The 17,680-nt window shown below is 57.0% G+C and carries 13 protein-coding genes; all 13 read left to right on the forward strand.

Annotated elements, in window-relative coordinates; translation table 11 throughout:
• Window positions 1-668: 668 nt before the first annotated feature.
• On the forward strand, window positions 669-1,166 hold the full coding sequence (gene tssB, locus ACA373_RS13470; protein WP_253458501.1) for a type VI secretion system contractile sheath small subunit: 498 nt from the start codon (window positions 669-671) through the stop codon (window positions 1,164-1,166).
• A 147-nt stretch (window positions 1,167-1,313) separates the two neighbouring features.
• Window positions 1,314-2,861: a type VI secretion system contractile sheath large subunit gene (gene tssC, locus ACA373_RS13475; RefSeq protein ID WP_253458504.1), complete on the forward strand. Its 1,548-nt coding sequence runs from the start codon at window positions 1,314-1,316 to the stop codon at window positions 2,859-2,861.
• A 12-nt stretch (window positions 2,862-2,873) separates the two neighbouring features.
• A complete protein-coding gene (gene tssK / locus ACA373_RS13480) occupies window positions 2,874-4,208 on the forward strand; it encodes a type VI secretion system baseplate subunit TssK (RefSeq protein WP_370734647.1) in 1,335 nt (444 codons plus the stop codon).
• Complete coding sequence (tssL, locus tag ACA373_RS13485) at window positions 4,205-4,879, forward strand: type VI secretion system protein TssL, short form (protein ID WP_369896222.1); 675 nt, start codon at window positions 4,205-4,207, stop codon at window positions 4,877-4,879. Before tssK ends, tssL begins: the two co-directional genes overlap by 4 nt.
• Entirely contained in the window at window positions 4,876-6,558 is a 1,683-nt protein-coding gene (locus tag ACA373_RS13490; RefSeq protein WP_301730048.1) for an OmpA family protein, read from the forward strand. The genes tssL and ACA373_RS13490 overlap by 4 nt, the downstream gene beginning before the upstream one ends.
• A gap of 118 nt (window positions 6,559-6,676) precedes the next feature.
• Window positions 6,677-7,168, forward strand: a complete 492-nt coding sequence (locus tag ACA373_RS13495; RefSeq protein ID WP_253458518.1) for an Hcp family type VI secretion system effector — start codon at window positions 6,677-6,679, stop codon at window positions 7,166-7,168.
• A gap of 176 nt (window positions 7,169-7,344) precedes the next feature.
• A complete protein-coding gene (gene tssH / locus ACA373_RS13500) occupies window positions 7,345-10,002 on the forward strand; it encodes a type VI secretion system ATPase TssH (RefSeq protein WP_370734648.1) in 2,658 nt (885 codons plus the stop codon).
• A gap of 75 nt (window positions 10,003-10,077) precedes the next feature.
• A complete protein-coding gene (gene yiaA, locus ACA373_RS13505) occupies window positions 10,078-10,518 on the forward strand; it encodes an inner membrane protein YiaA (RefSeq protein ID WP_370734649.1) in 441 nt (146 codons plus the stop codon).
• 82 nt (window positions 10,519-10,600) lie between these two features.
• Entirely contained in the window at window positions 10,601-13,093 is a 2,493-nt protein-coding gene (locus ACA373_RS13510) for a type VI secretion system Vgr family protein (RefSeq protein WP_370734650.1), read from the forward strand.
• Between the two features lie 237 nt (window positions 13,094-13,330).
• Window positions 13,331-14,080, forward strand: coding sequence for a hypothetical protein (locus tag ACA373_RS13515; RefSeq protein WP_370734651.1), 750 nt, complete (start codon window positions 13,331-13,333; stop codon window positions 14,078-14,080).
• 335 nt (window positions 14,081-14,415) lie between these two features.
• Window positions 14,416-15,165 carry a hypothetical protein gene (locus ACA373_RS13520; protein ID WP_370734652.1) on the forward strand — a complete coding sequence of 250 codons (750 nt, stop codon included), beginning with the start codon at window positions 14,416-14,418 and terminating at the stop codon, window positions 15,163-15,165.
• Between the two features lie 16 nt (window positions 15,166-15,181).
• The gene (locus ACA373_RS13525) at window positions 15,182-17,266 is read left to right on the forward strand and encodes a hypothetical protein (RefSeq protein WP_370734653.1); all 2,085 of its coding nucleotides are present in this window, start codon (window positions 15,182-15,184) and stop codon (window positions 17,264-17,266) included.
• 14 nt (window positions 17,267-17,280) lie between these two features.
• The gene (locus ACA373_RS13530) at window positions 17,281-17,544 is read left to right on the forward strand and encodes a PAAR domain-containing protein (RefSeq protein WP_301253507.1); all 264 of its coding nucleotides are present in this window, start codon (window positions 17,281-17,283) and stop codon (window positions 17,542-17,544) included.
• Window positions 17,545-17,680 lie beyond the last annotated feature (136 nt).

The following is a 17,680-nucleotide window of genomic DNA, read 5'->3' on the forward strand; positions in this document are numbered from 1 at the left end:
GCCATTCTGCCATTCTGCCATTCTGCCATTCTGCCATTCTGTCATTCTGTCATTCTGTCATTCTGTCATTCTGCCATTCTGCCATTCTGTCATTCTGTCATTCTGTCATTCTGTCATTCTGCCTGACTGCCTGACTGCCTGACTGCCTGACTGCCTGACTGCCTGACTGCCTGACTGCCTGACTGCCTGACTGCCTGACTGCCTGACTGCCTGAGCATGCGCGCTTCCTTATTCACAAGAACGCGCTCTTCTTCAAAACAGTTCCTGACTATCCTCTGTACGGCTGCACTGCCCGATGAGCTTCTGACGCGGTAGCACGCGCTAACCGGGCGTTCTTAACGTAGAGCACTTTAATGTAATTCATCATGATTAATAACTGCCGTTATGGTGATTATTGGAAATAATGTTAAGTAATTAACTAATTAAAAGGTTTTACTCTGAATTAGATCGAGATCAAAAAAAGAATAATTTTTAAGATGAATCCGATTCTTTTTTAGTTACCCTATTCAGTCACTTAACGCAAATTTTAATAAAATCCCTTATAAATCAGATCACAAATTATAAATCAGCATATTGCCTGTGGCGGGCAGGCTGCTATAGTCACGCCCGTACACAAGGAAAGTGTGCGCTCTGCCTGCTTTCCATGCTTATTTTTTACAGGAATAAATATGAGCAACTCTTATCAGAATGAAATCCCCAAAGCCCGCGTTAACATCACGTTGGATCTGCATACCGGCAACGCCCAAAAGAAAATGGAGCTGCCTTTGAAGCTGCTGGTCACCGGCGACTTCAGCCACGGTCAGGAGCAGCGCGCGCTGTCCGAGCGTGAAAAAGTCAACGTGAATAAAAACAACTTCGACAGCGTTCTGGCGGCGTTCTCCCCGGCTCTCAATATTTCCGTGGAAAACACGCTGGCCAACGACGGCAGTGAGGAAAACGTCCGGCTGACTTTCCGCGAGATGAAGGACTTCAAGCCGGAGCAGGTGGCGCGTCAAATCCCACAGCTTAAGGCGATGCTGGCGATGCGCAATCTTCTGCGCGACCTGAAGGCCAACCTGCTGGATAACGTCACCTTCCGCAAGGAGCTGGAAACCATCCTGAAAAACCCTGCCCTGAGTGACGAACTGCGCACCGAACTGTCCGCCCTGGCAACGGAAAAAGCCTGATTGCTGACGCCTGGTCCCGAACACTTCAGGTTGCAGCACGGCGGCAGACGGGCAGCTCCCGGCAGGCTTAGTTAAGCCGCCAGGCGAGCAGCTGACGCATTTGCAGCAGGAAGCGTGACGGAAATATTAATGGACTAATACAAGAGAATGCTGATGTCTGTACAAAATGAAACCTCCTCTGCCGGTACCGCTACCGTGCTCGATCGCCCTGCTACGGGCGGTGTTTACGCGTCACTGTTTGAAAAAATCAATCTGAGTCCGGTAACGCATCTCAGCGACCTGAACGTCTGGCAGGACAACCAGGCGATGTCCGATGCCAGCGTCGACGAACGCGTAACCGCCGCCATGAAGGTGCTGGTTGAATGTCTGAACCAGTCCGGTTCGCAGGTGGATAAACTGGATAAAACCCTGCTGGATCACCATATCGCGCAGCTGGATGAGCAGATCAGCCGCCAGCTTGATGCGGTGATGCACCATGACGAGTTCCAGAAAGTCGAATCCCTGTGGCGCGGCCTGAAGTCGCTGGTGGATAAAACCGACTTCCGTCAGAACGTGAAGATAGAAGTGCTCGATCTGTCGAAAGAGGATCTGCGTCAGGACTTCGAGGACGCGCCGGAAATTATCCAGAGCGGCCTGTACGCGCACACCTATATTGCCGAATACGACACGCCGGGCGGCGAACCGATTGGCGCGCTGATCTCCTCCTGGGAGTTTGACGCCTCGGCACAGGACGTGACGCTGCTGCGCAACATCTCCAAAGTAGCCGCTTCCGCGCATATGCCGTTTATCGGTTCGGTCGGCCCGCAGTTTTTCCTGAAGGACAATATGGAAGAGGTGGCGGCGATTAAAGATATCGGTAACTACTTCGACCGCGCGGAATACATCAAGTGGAAGTCGTTCCGCGAAAGCGATGACTCGCGCTACATCGGCCTGACCATGCCGCGCGTGCTCGGGCGTCTGCCGTACGGCCCGGATACCGTGCCGGTACGCAGCTTTAATTATGTCGAAGAAGTGAAAGGCCCGGATCACCACAAATATCTGTGGACCAACGCCTCATTCGCTTTTGCCGCCAACATGGTAAAAAGCTTTATCAACAACGGCTGGTGCGTACAAATCCGCGGGCCGCAGGCGGGCGGCGCGGTGACCGATCTGCCGATCCACCTGTACGATCTCGGCACTGGCAATCAGGTGAAAATCCCTTCTGAGGTGATGATCCCGGAAACCCGCGAGTTTGAGTTTGCCAACCTTGGTTTTATCCCGCTGTCGTACTATAAAAACCGCGACTATTCATGCTTCTTCTCCGCCAACTCAACGCAAAAACCGACGCTGTACGACACCGCCGACGCCACGGCCAACAGCCGGATCAACGCGCGCCTGCCGTATATCTTCCTGCTGTCGCGCATTGCGCACTACCTGAAGCTGATCCAGCGCGAAAACATCGGCACCACTAAAGATCGTCGCCTGCTGGAGCTGGAGCTGAATACCTGGGTTCGCGGCCTGGTGACGGAAATGACCGATCCGGGCGACGAGTTGCAGGCTTCCCATCCGCTGCGCGATGCCAAAGTGATGGTTGAAGATATCGAAGACAATCCGGGTTTCTTCCGCGTCAGGCTGTTCGCGGTGCCACATTTCCAGGTGGAAGGCATGGACGTCAACCTGTCTCTGGTTTCCCAGATGCCAAAAGCGAAAGCGTAAGGCGGAGACGGGATGAAAACGCAACAGCCGCTGTGGGATCGGGGCGTCATGGTCTCGCCACAGCATTTCCAGCAGCAGGCCGCGTATGCGGCCTGGTCAGCGGAATGTATCGCACAGAGGGGACTGAATCATCCCTGGGGCGTAATCCGCGCCGAATTTGAACCCGAGATCCTGAAGCTGGGGCGGCTACAGGCGCGTCATCTTCACGTGCGCTTCCAGGACGGCACGCTTATCGATACCGACAACGGCGACGATCTGCCGCCGGCGATCGTGCCGGAAGGTCAGGAGGTCGTGGTCGTGCTTGCGCTGCCCTTGCTCAGGGCGAACGGCGGCAACTGCCTGCGTCCCGATGAGGTTGCCGAACGTCCGGTGCGCTATCGTCAGCGCTGGCGCGACATTCGTAACCAGTTTGGCGACGATACGCGCCAGATTGCGGTGATCAAGCCCGAGCTGACGCTGCGTTTTGCCCATCAGGACAACAGTGATTATCTGGTCTGTCCGGTAGCGCGTCTGAAGCAGGACAGCCAGAGCGGCTGGACGCAGGACGAGACTTTTCTGCCCGCGATACTTACGGTGCAGAGCAGCCCGTGGCTGCTGTCGCAGCTTGACCTGCTGATGACCCAGCTGCGCACCCGCCTTAACCGGCTGATGGCCATGCGCCGCGAAAGCAACGAGCGCATGGCGGATTTTGCCGTTGCCGATGTCTCGCTGTTCTGGTTGCTCAACGCGCTGAACAGCGCCGAACCGGTGCTGAGCCAGTTTCTGCGCTTTCCGCAAAGCGCCCCGGAGCGGCTTTATCCTGAGCTGTCGCGTCTGGCAGGCAGCCTGCTGACCTTTTCGCTGGAGCATCAGGTCAGCGCCATCCCGGCTTATCAGCACGCCCGGCTGAACGACGTTTTCCCGCCGCTGTTCGCGCTGTTGGGCGATTTGCTGGAGGCCAGCCTGCCGTCACGGGTGGTGCCTGTCGCTCTGGAGCAGGATAAGCGGCTGCGTCAGTGGCTGGCGCGCCTGCACGATCCGCGACTGCGCGAGGAGGCGGATTTCTATCTTTCCGTCCGTTCGCCTTTGCCTGCGGCACAGCTGCAGGAGCAGTTCCCGCGCCAGTGCAAAGTCGGCAGCCCGGATTACGTTACCGGGCTGGTAAACGCCTCGCAGCAGGGCATTCCGCTGAAGCCGCTGCATCACGTGCCTGCGGCCATTCCGCTGCGCCTGGAAAACCAATATTTCGCGCTCGATCTGTCGCATCCGGCCGCCGCAGAGATGCTGGCAAGCGGGAACTGCATGTTCTACGTGCCGGGCATGTTGGGCGAACCTGAACTTGAACTGTTTGCGGTGCTGAGAACATGAGCCAGAAAGAAGAGTGTGATATCGACGCGCTGCTGCAAAACACCTGGCTACAGGTCATCAGTCTGCGCCATGGCCCGGTATTTGAGGAGGGGGAAGGGCGCGTACTGTGGGAGCGCTGCGTGGCAGAAGCGGAACAGGTGCAGCTGGCGCTTAGTGAAGCCGGCTACGACGAACAAAGCCGCGAGCATATTTTGTATGCGCAATGCGCCCTGATTGACGAGGTCGTTAAGGGGCGCGGCGTGCAGGATGACGCCTGCGTGCAGTGGTATCACATGCCGCTTCAGGGGCATTTCCTCGGCACGCTGGACGCTGGCGACAGGCTCTGTAACCGCATGAGAGAAGTCCTGCACGAACCTGCGCCAAATCCTGCCGTTCTGACCTGCTTCCAGCGCGTGATGCTGCTGGGTTTCCTTGGCGGCTATCGTTCGCTGAACGACCCGGAACGGGAAAAGCTGGTGCAGGCGCTGAACGATCAGGTTGCACCATTCAGCGGGCCGCGGACGCAGAGCGTACTGGCGGAAAGTAAACCCGGTCGGGGGCTCGGCGGCTGGCTGGCCAGCTGGCCGCTGCGTATTGGCTTTTCGATCCTGTTACTGGCCGTCGTCTGGTGGGGGCTGGATCGCTGGCTGAGCAGCCTGGTGGCGTCGCTGCTGCCGGGAGTCGTGCCGTGAGTCCCGGACTGCAACGCACGCTGGCGTTCTGGGCCGCGCTGCTTGCTGCCGGGCTGTGTCTGCTTTTTCTGCCGGTTTCGCGGTCTGTTGCCGTGGTGCTGATGTTGTGCTGGTGGGCGCTGATTATCGTGGTGCTGGCCGGCCGGCCTCGTCCGGCGCAGGAAGACGCATTATGTGCCGACGATCTTCCTGATACCGCTTACCGGCAGCCGGTGGTGCTGGTCTGTGGCGACAGCGCGCAGGCGTGGCCGGATGACGCCTCGGTGTTGACCGTAGCGCACGGCTGCTGGGTGCGGGTGGCCAGGCATCAGGCGCTGGACGCGGTAGGCCGTCAGCTATTGTCCCTGCGGCCGGAGTGGGGCCGCCAGCTTTCGGTGACGATCGGTATTTCTCCTCAACAGCATCAGGACTATGAAGCCCTGACCAGCCAGCTGCTGACGCTGCGCTGGCAGCTCGAGCAGCTACGGCGCGAAACCGGCTATTCCGTGCCGCTGGTGCTGTGCGGTCAGGTAGGTAGCGCGATGATCGACGAGCCTCTCTGGCAGGCGGCGATGCCCGACGAGTCGGTACGCGTCTGGCGCGACAGCATGGCTCCTTGCACGCTGAGCAGCTGGCTGGCGGCGGGCGGATACGCGGCCTGGCAGCAGCAGGTGCTGTTCAACAGCCTGACGACATGGCTTCAGCGACACGTTGAGGCGGTATTCGCCGACGGCGCGCGGCCAGTCTGCGTCGTCCGGGGGCTGAGCGCGGCGATTGACGGCGGCGCGTCACCTTCTTCCCTCTGGATCCGCTGGATGCAGCAGCATAGCGCGCTGAACCGCGTCAACGGGTGGCTTCCGGCAGGATCTTCCTCGTTATCTTCACCGCTGCCGGAATGCGTTCTGCCGCTGTTGCCGGAGGGCGGCGGCCTGACGCCACCCCAGCGCGCCTGCCGCTACGGCCTGGGACTGTTCGTTATCGTGGCGATTGTCGCGCTATGCAGCAGCGCCTGGAACAATCGCCAGCTGGTACAGCGCATCGCGTTCGATATCAATGATTACCAGCGTATCGCCATGGACGACTACGCGCCGAAAGCGGCGGCGGTCGAGGTGCTGCGTCAGGATGCCGCCGGGCTGGATAACTATGCCCGCAACGGCGTGCCGCTGCGCCTCGGGCTGGGGTTATATCAGGGCGGACGACTGCAACGGCCGCTGCTGGAAGCTATCCGCGCCTGGGTTCCGCCGCCGCCACCACCGGCGCCCGTCGCGGAGAAAGTGCCGGAAACCGTCCGCCTCGACAGCCTTTCGCTGTTCGATACCGGCAAAGCGGTGCTTAAACCCGGCTCGCTGAAGCTGTTGGTTAACGCGCTGGTGGATATCAAAGCGCGACCGGGCTGGCTGATTGTGGTGGCCGGGCACACCGACAGTACCGGCGAGGCGCAGGCCAACCAGCAGCTGTCGCTGAAGCGGGCAGAAGCGCTGCGTGACTGGATGCTGCAAACCAGCGACGTTTCGCCGACCTGTTTTGCCGTGCAGGGCTTTGGGGCCAGTCGCCCCATCGCCACCAACGCTACCCCCGCAGGGCGCGCGTTAAATCGCCGGGTTGAAATTAGTCTGGTGCCGCAGGCAAACGCCTGCCTGGCGGCAGACCATCCCCAAACGTCATCACAGGATGATGACATAACAGCAAACCCTGAATAGTTCGGGCTGTCTCGCGGCGTCCGCTGAGCGCATTTTCCCATGCTGTGGTCGGGGAAAACGGCGGCGGCCAGCCAGAAGGCGGCACAAATTAGGACGGGATAAAAAGGAGAAGTAACACATGGCAATTCCAGTCTATCTGTGGCTGAAAGACGACGGCGGCGCGGACATCAAAGGCTCCGTGGATGTGAAAGATCGTGAAGGCAGCATCGAAGTGTTGGCGCAGGAACATAACCTGTACATCCCGACCGACAACAACACCGGCAAGCTGACCGGCACCCGCGTGCATACGCCGTTTATGTTCGCCAAGGAAATCGATTCCTCCAGCCCGTACCTCTATAAAGCGGTGACCACCGGCCAGACCCTGAAATCCGCCGAGTTCAAGTGGTATCGCATCAACGATGCGGGTCAGGAAGTGGAGTATTTCAATACCAAACTGGAGAACGTCAAGCTGGTGAAAGTGGCTCCGCTGATGCACGACGTCAAGGACGCCTCGAAGGAGAAGCATAACCACCTGGAGCGTATCGAACTGCGCTACGAAAAAATCACCTGGACCTATAAAGACGGCAACATCATTCATTCCGACTCCTGGAACGAACGGACTACTGCCTGATAAGCCCCAGCGGGCGGTTCGCCGCCCGCTATTTTATTTGCTGAGCCACTGCTGAGCGGCGGCTCAGCAAATAATCCCACCTTCTGACCTGATGCGCTTCGGGTTCCTCACAGCAGGGAATAGCGACGGGCGGTAGCGTGTCTGAACCTGATTAATTACGGAAGAGAGAAGAACATATGGAAAACCAGTCGGCCGTTCTGCTGCGTCGTTTAAATCCGTTCTGCGCCCGCGCGCTGGAGGCCGCCGCGTCGCTGTGCCAGACCCGCGCCCACAGCGAAATCCGCATTGAGCACTGGCTGCTGAAGCTGCTGGAGCAGGGCGAAGGCGATATCACCGTGCTGGCGCGGCGCTATGAATGGGACATGGATGGTATCTGGCAGGCTCTGCTGAGCTGGCTGGATAACGTACCGCGTTCGGTGCGCACCCGCCCTGGGCTTGCCGACTCGCTGCTGGCGCTGATTAAGCAGGCGTGGCTGATCGCCTCGCTGGAAGACGATGCCGCCCATATTCGCAGCCACCACCTGCTGGCGGCGCTGACCGATAAGCCGTCGCTGGTTGGCTGCGAAGGGCTGTGGCCGCTGCTGAGCCTGAGCCGCAGCCAGCTGGATCGCCTGCGTCCGCTGCTGGACGCGCAGTCCGACGAGCGCCCGGAAGTGCAGCAGCAGGAGAGCCTTAACGTCTTATCCACGACGCTGGGCGAGGCGGAGGAGCAGGTGAACGGCAGCGTATCCGGCGGTACGCTGAGTGAAGCCTTACAGGCGGCACTCGACAAGTTCACGCTCGACATCACCGCCAAAGCGCAGGCCGGGCTGATCGATCCGGTATTTGGTCGCGATACCGAAATCCGCCAGATGGTCGATATCCTGTCGCGCCGCCGCAAGAACAACCCGATCCTGGTCGGCGAGCCGGGCGTCGGCAAAACCGCGCTGGTGGAAGGGCTGGCGCTGCGCATTGCGGAAGGCAACGTGCCGGGCAGCCTGAAAACCGTCTCGCTGCGTACCCTTGACCTGGGGCTGTTGCAGGCTGGCGCGGGCGTAAAGGGCGAATTCGAGCAGCGTCTGAAAAACGTTATCGAAGCGGTACAGCAGTCGGCGACGCCGGTGCTGCTGTTTATCGACGAGGCGCACACCATTATCGGCGCGGGCAACCAGGCGGGCGGAGCCGATGCCGCCAATCTGCTGAAGCCGGCGCTGGCGCGAGGCGAGCTGCGCACTATCGCCGCCACCACCTGGAGCGAGTACAAGCAGTACTTTGAGAGGGACGCCGCGCTGGAGCGCCGCTTTCAGCGGGTGTTAGTTGACGAGCCGGACGACGAGACCGCCAGCCTGATGCTGCGCGGCCTGAAATCGCGCTACGCGCAGCACCACGGCGTCCATATCTCCGACGACGCGGTAAAAGCGGCGGTCACCCTGTCGCGCCGCTATCTGACGGGGCGCCAGCTGCCTGACAAAGCGGTGGATCTGCTGGACACTGCCGCCGCACGCGTGCGTATGAGCCTGGATACCGTGCCGGAGGCGATCACCGCTCTTAACGCGCAGATCACCGCGCTGGAGATGGAAAAGCAGGGGCTCCAGGAGGATCTCGCTCTCGGCGAAACCATCCGTAACGGACGGCTGACCGAAATTGAAAGTGGGATTGCCGCGCGTCGGGATGAGCTGGCGATCCTGAAGGCGCAGTACGATCGCGAAAGATCGCTGACGCAACGGCTGCTGGCGTGCCGTACTGACATCAGCCGCCAGGCCGAAACGGGCGAGCTTCAGCAGCAGCTGCTGGCCGTCCGGCAGGATAACCCGCTGCTGGCGCTTGACGTTGACGCCCGTACGGTAGCTGGCGTGATTGCCGACTGGACCGGCGTGCCGCTCTCCTCCCTGATGAAAGATGAGCAGGCGGAGCTGCTGACTCTGGAAGCGGAAATCGGCAGGCGCGTGGTCGGCCAGGATGCATCGCTCAATGCCATCGCGCAACGCCTGCGCGCGGCGAAAACCGGGCTGACCGCTGAGAACGGTCCGCAGGGCGTGTTTCTGTTGGTCGGGCCGAGCGGCACTGGCAAAACCGAGAGCGCGCTGGCGCTGGCCGACGTGCTGTACGGCGGCGAGAAGTCGCTGATTACGCTTAACCTGTCGGAATATCAGGAGCCGCATACCGTCTCGCAGCTGAAAGGCTCGCCGCCGGGCTACGTCGGCTACGGCCAGGGCGGCATCCTCACCGAGGCGGTGCGCAAGCGCCCGTACAGCGTGGTGCTGCTCGACGAGGTGGAAAAAGCGCATCGCGACGTGCTCAACCTGTTCTACCAGGTCTTCGATCGCGGCTTTATGCGCGACGGCGAGGGGCGCGAGATCGATTTTCGCAATACCGTGATCCTGATGACCTCCAACCTCGGCAGCGACGCCATCATGCAGCGGCTGGAAGAGAACCCGGACGCCACGGAAGGCGAGTTGCAGACGCTGCTGCGCCCAATGCTGCGCGACCACTTTCAGCCTGCGCTGCTGGCACGTTTCCAGACGGTGATTTACCGCCCGCTGAATGAAACCGCGATGCGCACTATCGTGGACATGAAGCTGAACCAGGTCAGCCTGCGACTGGCGCGCCACTACGGCCTGAAAACCACCCTGGGCGAGAGCCTGCCAGCGGCGCTGACCGCCGCCTGCCTGCTGCCGGATACCGGCGCGCGCAATATCGACAGCCTGCTTAACCAGCAGATCCTGCCGGTGCTGAGCCAGCAGCTGCTACAGCAGATGGCGGCGAAGCAGAAACCGCAGCATCTCCGGCTTTACTGGGATGAGGAAGAGGGCATCGTGCTGGAGTTTGATGCCCCGCAGGCGGACGCGCTGTAACCCCTTAACCCGAGGGGGATACCTTTGTGCCCCTCACAGTCAGCATTTATCCCACCAACAGACAAGGTAATAAAAATGAAAACGCAAAATATCCCGGTTTCACCCGCTTTTATCGCAATCTCCTGGATCGCCATGCTCGGCGGCGTGCTGGTCTACCTGTTCGGCCTGTGGCGTGCCGACATGCAGCTGAATGAAAAAGGTTACTACTTTGCCGTACTGATCCTCGGGCTGTTTTCCGCCGTTTCGTTGCAGAAGACCGTGCGCGACCGCTTTGAAGACATACCGACCACGCAGCTTTACTACTTCATCTGCCTGCTCTCCTTTACGATCGCCGTGATTTTACTGGTCACGGGCTTGTGGAACGCCACGTTGATGCCCAGCGAAAAGGGCTTTTACGGGGTGACGTTCTTTATGGCGCTGTTTGGTGCCGTTGCGGTGCAGAAGAACACGCGCGACAGCTTATGCAACGTTCAGTCCGCGCCGAATGAGTTACAGGATCAGCCTGCGCAAGATTAAGCCCTGACTGGACTTCTCCCGCTTTATCCACAGGGAAATAGCCACGCTGCCGCACGCGGCAGCGGCCTGATAAGGACATCATATGAGCATAAATCCGGTTTCTTTTTTCAGCCACAGCCACCACCTGCTGGCGGTGCGCGACTGCCCGGCGCAGCCAGACGTGCTGGCCTTCCGGGGCGAGGAACGCCTGAGCGAGCCGTTCAGCTGGCGCGTTGAGTTCACCAGCGCCGACCCCGGCCTCACCCGCGAGGCGATGCTGCTGAAGCCGGCCTCGCTGACCCTGCGGGCGCCGGTCAGCCAGGGGATGGGGAGCCGCGTACAGCGGCCGGTGCGCGTGGTGCAGGGCGTGGTGACGGGCTTTGAGCGCCTCGGCACCTCCGCCGACCAGACCCTCTACGCCGTGACGCTGCGGCCGCGCCTCGCCCTGCTGTCGCGCAGCCGCCACAACGCCATCTATCAGGACATGTCGGTGCCGCAGATTGTGGAGAAAATCCTGCGCGAGCGGCACGGGATGCGCGGCCAGGACTTCGTCTTTACGCTGGCGCACGACTACCCGCGCCGCGAGCAGGTGATGCAGTACGGCGAGGACGACCTGGCGTTTATCACCCGCCTGCTGGGCGAGGTCGGCATCTGGTTCCGCTTCACCCCGGACGCGCGCCTGCACATTGACGTGGTGGAATTCTACGACGGCCGCCAGGGCCACGTGAAGGGGCTGACGCTGCCGGCCGTGCCGCCGTCCGGGATGCACGACGCGGGCAGCGACTCGGTGTGGAACCTTGCCAGCCGCTCGGTGGTGGTGGAGAAAAGCGTCAGCGGTCGCGACTACAACTACCGCAACGCCATGCAGGACATGAACGTCCATGCCGACGTCACCGGCGGCGACGACACCACCTGCGGCGAATCTTACGGCTGGGGAGGTAACTACCTGACGCCGGGCGAGGGGCCAGAAGCGGCGCCGGAAAGCGGCACCTTCTACGCCCGCCTGCGCCACGAGCGCTGCCTGAACGGGCAGACGCGGCTGTCGGCGGTGACCTCCTGCCCGACGCTGGCGCCCGGCAGCGAGCTGAGCGTAACCGGCGGCGAGGAGGTCGCCGGGGCGTTTCGCAGCGGGATGCTGGTCACCGCCGTGGTCAGCACCGCGCGGCGCGACCGCAGTTTTGAAACCGAACTGGACGGCATCCCGCTGAACGACCGCTACGGCTTCCGGCCGATCCCGCTTCCGCCGCCGGTGATGGCCGGCACGCTTCCGGCGCGGGTCACCAGCACCACGGTGAACGACACCTACGGCCACATCGACCGCGACGGACGCTACCGCGTCAGCATGATGTTTGACCGGGCGGCGTGGGAAACCGGCTTCGAGAGCCTGTGGGTGCGCCATGCACGCTCCTACGCGGGCGACACCTGCGGGCTGCACCTGCCGCTGCTGGCGGGCACGGAGGTGGCGATAGCCTTTGAGCACGGCCACCCGGACCGGCCGTACATTGCGGGGGCGCTGCACGACTCGGCGCACGGTGACCACGTCACCATCCGCAACTTCAGGCGCAACGTGCTGCGCACGCCGGCGAACAACAAGCTGCGGATGGACGACACGCGGGGTCAGGAGCACGTCAAGCTCAGCACGGAATACGGCGGCAAGAGCCAGCTGAACCTCGGCCATCTGGTGGACGGCGAAAAGCAGAAGCGGGGAGAGGGGTTCGAGCTGCGCAGCGACGGCTGGGGCGCGATACGGGCGGGCAAGGGACTGTTTATCACGGCGGACGCCCAGGCGAAGGCGCAGGGCGAACAGCTGGAGATGGCGTCGGCGCTGTCGCGGCTGTCGGCGGCGCTGGCGGAAATGCGCTCCCTGGCGGCGAGCGCGCGGCAGGCGCGTGCGCTGGCGGCGGACGTGGGGCGGCAGCAGGCGCTGCTGGAGGAGAGGCTGGAAGGGCTGCGGCGGGAGGTGCTGCTGTGCAGCGCGCCGGCGGGCGTGGCGGTGGCGAGCGGGGAGGACATGCAGCTGTCGGCGCAGGAGAGCCTGACGCTGACGGCGGGAAGGCAGCTGGACGTGGGGGCGCGGCGGGATTTTACGCTGTCGGCGGGCGGGCAGGTGAGCCTGTTCGGCCGGGAAGGGGCAAAGCTGTTCGCGTCGGGCGGGGATATTGACGTGCAGGCGCAGGGGGGCAGCCTGACGAGCTGGTCAACGGGGGACTCGCACCTGTCGAGCGGTAAAAAGCTGGTGGTGACGGCGCAGGACGAGCTGACGCTGGTGTGCGGCGGGGGGTACATCAGGCTGAAGGGAGGGAACGTTGAAATCGGCGGGCCGGGCAGGCTGCTGATAAAGAACGCGGGGATAAAGAAGGCGGGCGCCGGGAGCCTGCGGGGGGTGATGAAGTCTTTTGAGCCGGAGAGTTTCGACGAAAAATTTGTTGTCACCCACGGCCTGACCGGCCATCCCGTTGGAAATCTGCCTTACCGAATTACCATGCCGGACGGAAAAATAATTGAAGGCGTAACTTCTGCCACTGGTGAGACAGAATTGTCCCAGTCCGAGGTAGTTGAAGATATGATCTTATCTGTATTGCCAAAAAGATCATGATTGATATGAATAAAAGGCAGGAATTTTATTTCCTGCTTATTTTTTTAGTTGATGTGAATCGAGTCATATTAAATAAAATGAGCGCTCCTTTTTTATGGGCGAAGTTAAATGGTAATGGGTAACTATAAGGTTGAGAAATCCTTTTTAAAAAAGTCAAACATCATGGGGGGGTTTATTAATCATTAAAAAGATAACGCGGATAAGAGTGAATAACACCATAATTGATGGAGTGTTATTATGAGTGACAAGAATCAGAATACTGTCAGTACCGGCCTGAAACTGGCCCTGGTCGCCGTTTTGCTGTTAGTGGTAGTCGTGGCAGGAGGCTTTATCTTATTACCGATGCTGCAAACCGTGGGAGGCAGTTTTGGCTACGGTTATCCCGGCGCTTCAGGGGGGAGGGCAATCAGGGATGTTGAGATCGATGTCGAGCCACAGGTAGTTTATCGCATCGACGATCATCGTTTTTTTACGTTTGAGAAATATCTGGACTGTAACAGCGGCGGCTTTGTTTATTATAATGACACCAATAAAAAAATAAAGATATTTGCCGGAATAGAAGGTCATGATAAAGAACCGCAGGATGAAGTTTCGGTAATGCAGGAAAATAACGTCTTGTCTTTTAAAGGTAAGTTTATTTATGCTGCCAGTGATAATGTTATTGCTTATCCAGACAGAAATGTTAATTACAAATATGGCGGGGCAACTCATTTTATTATGAGTGGCGGTGTTGATGGTAAAATAAATTTGTTTGGCTGGGGTGAGATAATCCCAAGTTACAATATTTTCATAACGGACGGTGCCATCTTTGCCCAGAAAAGCTCTTCGAGTAATCTCATAAGAAAATTAACGCGAGCTGACGAGAAAGGAAGCGAAACTGAATGGATTGAGTTATCAAGTTTAAAGTTAAACAAATTATCACAGGACGATCATTTTCACTGTAATAATAACATTAAACCAAAGCGTGTAAGGTATATTAAAAACTGACAGGGGGTTAGTGTCAATGGAAATAAAAATCAACCTACCCGTGACGTAGGTTGTTTTTTTGATGATAACGGGAAACCTAATTTTCGCAGTTTCCTCTCACCTAAAAGCGTAAACGTCAGGGCTGAGTGCAAACTTCCCGCGCACTTTACTGATATTATTTTTTCATAGCGTAAACGCCATCGGTGAGTTTTTCCTTTATGGAGGAAAATATTCGCAATGAGTTAAATATAGTTCTGTTTTATAAGATGACTTATATGCACTGAAACTCAAAAATTTATCCTGACCCGGTAAAAACTCAGGAAAAGAAAATGTTCGATAACTGATGAGATATTATTATGAGTGATAAAAATGAAGACACCGTCAGTACCGGCCTGAAACTGGCCCTGGTCGCCGTTTTGCTGTTAGTGGTAGTCGTGGCAGGAGGCTTTATCTTATTACCGATGCTGCAAACCGTGGGAGGCAGTTTTGGCTACGGTTATCCCGGCGCTTCAGGGGGGAGGGCAATAAGGGATGTTGAGATCGATGTCGAGCCACAGGTAGTTTATCGCATCGACGATCATCGTTTTTTTACGTTTGAGAAATATCTGGACTGTAACAGCGGCGGCTTTGTTTATTATAATGACACAAATAAAAAAATAAAGATATTTGCCGGAATAGAAGGTCATGATAAAGAACCGCAGGATGAAGTTTCGGTAATGCAGGAAAATAACGTCTTGTCTTTTAAAGGTAAGTTTATTTACGCTGCCGGTGATAATGTTATTGCTTATCCAGACAGATATGTTGATTATAAGTATGGGGGATTAATATATTTTATTATGAAGGGTGGTGTTGATGGTAAAATAAATAGGTTTGGTTGGCAGAAAATATCCCCAAGTTACATTGTTTACATAACGGATGGTGCCATCTTCGCCCAAGATAGCCTTACTAGTAAGCTCTTAAAAAAACTAACGCGAGCTGACGAGAAAGGAAACGAAACTGAATGGATTGAGTTATCAAGTTTAAAATTAAAAAAAGTGTCACAGGACGATCATTTTCACTGTAATAATAACATTAAACCAAAGCGTGTAAGGTATATTAAAAACTGACAGGGAGTAAGTTTCAATGGAAATAAAAAATGAACCCACCCGTGACGCAGAGTGTTTTTTTGATGATAACGGGAAGCCGAATTTTCGCAGTTGCCTCTCACCTAAAAGCGTGAACGTCAGGGCTGAGTGCAAATTGCCTATGCATTATCCAGGGATTATCATTTTTGTACATGGTGTTAATTCAACAGGGGAATGGTATTCACTGGCAGAGGAAAATATATGCGAGGGCCTTAATAAAAGACTGGGGCTGAAATTAACATCATTTGAACTGAAACCTAATAAGTATAATGTTGACGATATTTTTGATACTGCTAACTATAAAAAAGACCGTCAGTTACTAAACGCCTCTGAAGCTAATTCTCCGGTCGTCCGTTTTTACTGGGGGTATCGTGCCGCTGACGGAGAAGAGGATAGCTGGCAAGTTCCGCTGGTTAATCGGCAGAATGAGGATTACCACCAATTAAAAGAGCAAGGATTGAAGCCAGAAGCGCTGCGGGAAAAAGGCCCCTGGTTCTGGGGAGGCGGACCATTCCAGAACGGTACCAACAATCTTGTCTCTCTCTGGAGCGATACGGGGTTTAATGAAAGAATGCGTTATCTGGGCGTGGAGGTGCAAACTTTCGCGCCGGACTTTGATCGCCTGTTAAAGACGGCGCCGCCGCGTAAATATTATGCCCATGCGGCCAGACGTCTGGCAGATTTGCTCAATAGCATTCGTGAAACGTACCCACAGGACACCGTCAGCGTTATCTCGCACAGTCAGGGCACCATGATAGCTCTTGCCGCCACGCTGCTTGCGGATAAAGCGCCGGACAGCCTGTTTATCCTTAATTCACCTTATGCCATGAGTACAAAGGTTACGGATTATTTTTCATTGCCGGATAAAGAGCTACTGTCGGACAGGGCGCGGGAACAGACGCTGGAGGCGATTATAAAAAAAATAGCCGAGCGTGCCACCGCTCTGCCGACGTATAAATATATCGACCTGTGTGTTGGTCAATCGGAGGATAAACAGCCCTGGACGCCGGCGATAAGCCATAAATCTGAAATACCGCTGACGAGCATCACCTACACGCCTGATGGTATCGAATCATCGGGTGTTAACTACCCAGCGATAAAAACCAGAATGCGCAAAGATGTCACCACATCCGATCGCTGGATCCCTGAACGGGATAACCACGGGCGTCTGTATATTTACTGTAATCCACATGACAGGGTAATGGGATCATCACCGCTGTTAAGTCTGGGCTGGCAGGGGTTGCCGAACAGCGGACTACAGCAACAACCACACAGGTTAATAACAGCGTATAAGGGGCATCTGTTTCAGCGGATGATGGCACGTGCCACGCCCTGCGGTACGGCACCGGATCCTAAAACCCCTTTCTGGCCGTTACCGGACGGCAAACCTTTCTGGGACGATGATGGTGATTTACTCACCTATAACACACCTGACTATCAGACTCTTAATATTAATGCGGAAGAAGTTCCAAATCCTATTTTGGCTTCTGAGTTAATTAATTTCGATGCCACGCGTCCCGACGATGGCGAGCGCTGGAATAAAAATCCCACATCAGCCAAGGGAACGGGCTGGGGACAATCATCGGAAGTGGAAAATAATTCAGGCCAGAAAGTTATGACCCCCAATGACGATACCTTTAATAACTTTGTGGTGCTGTATCCAAAAATCCAGGTACCTACCGGTGAATACCGACCCTCCGGCAAGGATTACCCTAAAGCTGAACCCGTGATGCGCCCGGAAACCGATGAGGAGCGGCGTATCCGTGTGGGCGCCTTTATTTCGCAGCCCACCGATCACAGTACACTACCAAAGAGTCGACTATTTATGCAGCGAATAGTTGCCTACGATTTACCCGTTGGTTTCTGTGATGCGACCTGGGACAAAGCCTTTATGGCAAAGCTGCGTGATATGGCGGACTGGACCAAAGGCTACGACAGCTATTTCAACACGGGTAAATTGCCCGACGTACCCATGCCTCCTGAAATCTCTACGGAAACCGTTTCCGCTGCAAAAAAAGCGGAATGGGAGGCGATCAACAAAAAGCTTAACGCACAGGGCAGACCATCCACGTCAACTTATTAAGGGATTAAAAAGTTATGGGCAAATTTGCAGTAGTACTGGGAGATGCGACCACTCACGGAGGAAAAGTTATCTCGGCATCCTCCACGTTTGAAATACAGGGTAGGCATGTTGCGTTGTTAAACGATTCCGTGACCTGTCCGCAGCATGGCAATAATCGCATTATTGAATGCGATGCGGCAGGTTATGAAGAAGAGGGGCGTGGCATCGTACTGCACGGCTGCAAAACGGAATGCGGTGCGCAGGTAATCGCCAGCCTTCAGGATATGGAGATCGACTGATGGGATGGTCAGTTCCTGAGGTACCAGCCAGAGGTCCGGTTGCCGCGTGGTCGCCATGGATCTGTTTGTTTATTCTGTTCTTTGGTATCTGCATCGCTCTTGCATGGGCACTCCTTACTGCGCCCGCTGGCGGGCT

This window comes from Erwinia sp. STN24, from assembly GCF_041320675.1.
GTDB lineage: Bacteria > Pseudomonadota > Gammaproteobacteria > Enterobacterales > Enterobacteriaceae > Erwinia > Erwinia aeris.

What these genes read in the sequence shown, in the direction of transcription:
- tssC (WP_253458504.1), top strand. Translation starts at nt 1,314, where the DNA reads ATGCTGATGTCTGTACAAAATGAAACCTCCTCTGCCGGTACCGCTACC.
- tssK (WP_370734647.1), top strand. Translation starts at nt 2,874, where the DNA reads ATGAAAACGCAACAGCCGCTGTGGGATCGGGGCGTCATGGTCTCGCCA.
- tssH (WP_370734648.1), top strand. Translation starts at nt 7,345, where the DNA reads ATGGAAAACCAGTCGGCCGTTCTGCTGCGTCGTTTAAATCCGTTCTGC.
- tssB (WP_253458501.1), top strand. Translation starts at nt 669, where the DNA reads ATGAGCAACTCTTATCAGAATGAAATCCCCAAAGCCCGCGTTAACATC.
- ACA373_RS13515 (WP_370734651.1), top strand. Translation starts at nt 13,331, where the DNA reads ATGAGTGACAAGAATCAGAATACTGTCAGTACCGGCCTGAAACTGGCC.
- tssL (WP_369896222.1), top strand. Translation starts at nt 4,205, where the DNA reads ATGAGCCAGAAAGAAGAGTGTGATATCGACGCGCTGCTGCAAAACACC.
- ACA373_RS13520 (WP_370734652.1), top strand. Translation starts at nt 14,416, where the DNA reads ATGAGTGATAAAAATGAAGACACCGTCAGTACCGGCCTGAAACTGGCC.
- ACA373_RS13510 (WP_370734650.1), top strand. Translation starts at nt 10,601, where the DNA reads ATGAGCATAAATCCGGTTTCTTTTTTCAGCCACAGCCACCACCTGCTG.
- yiaA (WP_370734649.1), top strand. Translation starts at nt 10,078, where the DNA reads ATGAAAACGCAAAATATCCCGGTTTCACCCGCTTTTATCGCAATCTCC.
- ACA373_RS13495 (WP_253458518.1), top strand. Translation starts at nt 6,677, where the DNA reads ATGGCAATTCCAGTCTATCTGTGGCTGAAAGACGACGGCGGCGCGGAC.
- ACA373_RS13525 (WP_370734653.1), top strand. Translation starts at nt 15,182, where the DNA reads ATGGAAATAAAAAATGAACCCACCCGTGACGCAGAGTGTTTTTTTGAT.
- ACA373_RS13530 (WP_301253507.1), top strand. Translation starts at nt 17,281, where the DNA reads ATGGGCAAATTTGCAGTAGTACTGGGAGATGCGACCACTCACGGAGGA.